Origin of the sequence: Flavobacterium sp., from assembly GCF_003525665.1 — a bacterium.
Lineage (GTDB): Bacteria > Bacteroidota > Bacteroidia > Flavobacteriales > Flavobacteriaceae > Flavobacterium.
The window spans coordinates 2568-5409 of record NZ_DQDX01000020.1 but is presented as its reverse complement, the minus strand read 5'-3'; the positions used below and the strand labels follow the sequence as shown (position 1 = coordinate 5409).

3 protein-coding genes are annotated in these 2842 nt (G+C 32.3%); 2 read left to right on the top strand and 1 reads right to left on the bottom strand.

Annotated elements, in window-relative coordinates; genetic code table 11:
* The coding region (locus tag DIU01_RS01445) for a hypothetical protein (RefSeq protein ID WP_290831482.1) at positions 1 to 316 on the bottom strand (316 nt) is incomplete at its 3' end.
* A gap of 159 nt (positions 317 to 475) precedes the next feature.
* On the opposite strand from DIU01_RS01445, the gene folE reads away from it, so the two are divergent.
* Both folE and cysS read left to right on the top strand, forming a co-directional pair.
* Positions 476 to 1147 carry a GTP cyclohydrolase I FolE gene (gene folE / locus DIU01_RS01440; protein WP_290831481.1) on the top strand — a complete coding sequence of 224 codons (672 nt, stop codon included), beginning with the start codon at positions 476 to 478 and terminating at the stop codon, positions 1145 to 1147.
* A gap of 196 nt (positions 1148 to 1343) precedes the next feature.
* Positions 1344 to 2825: a cysteine--tRNA ligase gene (cysS, locus tag DIU01_RS01435; protein WP_290831480.1), complete on the top strand. Its 1482-nt coding sequence runs from the start codon at positions 1344 to 1346 to the stop codon at positions 2823 to 2825.
* Positions 2826 to 2842 lie beyond the last annotated feature (17 nt).

Sequence of the window (2842 nt, the reverse complement as noted above, 5' to 3'; positions counted from 1 at the left end):
TTTCATCTTGAAAAATAATTTTTTCATTAGCATAAAAAAATAATTTATAATCGTCATTTACTACAGTAGATAGGTCTAATTTATGGAACGATGTTTTAATATTTTCGTAAACTTCTTCATAAACAACTTTACCCTCTTTATTTTTGACAATTAAATTTACATTTGAAACTACTTCAAGATTAAATTTAATTCCAATAGTAGGATAAAATTCCTTTGGAGATAGCGTTATAGATTGAGAATTTGATTGACTTTTTGTCTCTTGTGAATACGAAACGATTCCAAAAAAAGACATAAATAATAGTAAGTAGGTTTTCATAATTGCATTTTTAAACGGCGAAATTTACATAAAATTAATATAATTTTAGCTTAAAATTTAGAATTTTTTTCAAAACTCATTATTTTAGAACGTCTATTTGAAACAATAAATAATTATCTTTGCGCAATATAGAATTATTAAGTAATTTAAAAAATTGTAATGATTAACAATCAAGACTTATCCGATGAAATCGGAAATAATCATATTGCTACTAGCTCCAACAACCCTTTACGAGACGATGCCTTTGATTTAAATGATGACCAGAAAATTGAACTAATAAAAAAAGACGTTGAGAGTATTTTAATAACTCTTGGTATGGACTTAACAGATGACAGTTTAAAAGGAACTCCAAACAGAGTTGCGAAAATGTTTGTTAAAGAAATTTTTGGCGGGTTAAATCCTAATAAAAAACCAAGCTCATCTACTTTTGAAAACAAGTATAAATATAATGAGATGCTTGTTGAAAAAAACATCACTGTTTACTCTACATGTGAACATCATTTACTTCCTATAGTTGGTAGAGCCCATGTTGCTTATATCTCTAACGGAACTGTGGTTGGTTTATCTAAAATGAATAGAATTGTAGATTATTTTGCTAAAAGACCACAAGTGCAAGAACGTTTAACGATGCAAATTGTTGAAGAATTGCAAAAAGTTCTAAACACGAAAGATGTTGCTTGCGTTATTGATGCCAAACATTTATGTGTAAATTCTAGAGGAATTAGAGATATTGAAAGTAGCACAGTAACATCTGAATTTGGTGGTAGATTTAAGGAAGAAAGCGTAAGACGTGAATTTCTGGACTACATAAAACTAGATACTTCTTTTTAATTACTACATTTCACTATTAAAACTGAACGTAACTAGCCCAGATTGCAATGGAAATTCTTGTGCAGGAAAAAACTATTTTTTCTTGGATAAAAAAAGCGACCAACGGAAGCTCTTTTTTAGCCTTAGAAAAAAAGTTTTTTACAAGCAAAATTGCAATGGAAAGCTGGATTAGCTTCTAATAAAAATAAAAATAATTATGTCATTATATAAAGATCAAACACTTAGGATATACAATTCGCTGTCTGGTGAGAAGGAAGTTTTTAAACCTGTTCATGAAGGAAATGTGGGAATGTATGTATGCGGACCAACGGTTTACAGCAATGTTCACTTGGGAAATGTGAGAACTTTTATGAGTTTTGACGTGATTTTTAGGTATTTGTTGCACCTTGGGTATAAAACTAGGTATGTGAGAAATATTACCGATGTTGGTCATATTGTGGATGATGTGGATGATGGCGAGGATAAAATTGCCAAAAAAGCACGATTGGAACAAGTGGAACCGATGGAAATTGTACAACGCTATACTGTTGATTTTCATACGATTCTTGATAAATATAATTTTTTACCGCCAAGTATTGAGCCAACAGCAACCGGACATATTATTGAGCAAATTGAAATTGTAAAACAAATTATTGATAAAGGATTTGCTTATGAAGTAAATGGCTCAGTGTATTTTGACGTTGTAAAGTTTAATGAAACGCACAATTATGGCAAGTTAAGCGGCAGAAATATTGAAGATATGCTGACTAACACGCGAGATTTGGACGGACAAAGTGATAAGAAAAACGGTCAGGATTTTGCGCTTTGGAAAAAGGCAGAACCTGAGCATATTATGCGTTGGCCTTCGCCTTGGGGAATTGGTTTTCCGGGTTGGCATTTGGAGTGTACTGCTATGAGTACGAAATACTTGGGTGAAACATTTGATATTCATGGTGGCGGAATGGATTTGAAATTTCCGCATCACGAATGTGAAATTGCTCAGAATGAGGCTTGTACTGGTCATTCGCCTGTAAATTATTGGATGCATGCCAATATGCTTACTTTAAATGGTAAGAAAATGGCGAAAAGTACAGGAAACAATATACTTCCGAACGAAATTTTTACTGGTGATAGTCCGTTTTTGACTAAAGCTTTTGCTCCAAATGTGGCGCGTTTCTTTATGTTGCAAGCGCATTATAGAAGTGTTTTAGATTTTTCTAACGATGCAATTCTGGCTGCAGAAAAAGGATTTAATAGATTGATGGAAGGCCTTGATTTATTAAGTGAAATTGAAACAAGCACTGCTTCTACTTTAGATGTGAAATCTTGGAGTAAATTGTGTTATGATGCCATGAATGATGATTTTAATACGCCTATTTTAATTGCTCATTTATTTGAAGGAATTCGATTTGTGAATGTTTTAAATGATAAGCGTGAAACAATCACGGCAGAAGATTTAGAAGTATTGAAATCGACTTTAACTACTTTTACATTTGATGTTTTAGGAATTAAAAACGAAAAATCATCTAGCAATAACTCTGATAAATTGGAAGGCGTTGTAACTATGTTGATTGGAATGCGTGATGAAGCTAGAGCAAATAAAAATTGGGCTTTGTCTGATGAAATTCGTGATAAATTATTGGCGCTTGGTATTCAATTGAAGGACGGTAAAGACGGAACTTCTTTTAGTGTACAGTAGTTAGTGGTCAGTGGTCA

Excerpts from the sequence above, each read along its gene's own strand:
- folE (WP_290831481.1), top strand. The coding sequence starts at position 476 with ATGATTAACAATCAAGACTTATCCGATGAAATCGGAAATAATCATATT.
- cysS (WP_290831480.1), top strand. The coding sequence starts at position 1,344 with ATGTCATTATATAAAGATCAAACACTTAGGATATACAATTCGCTGTCT.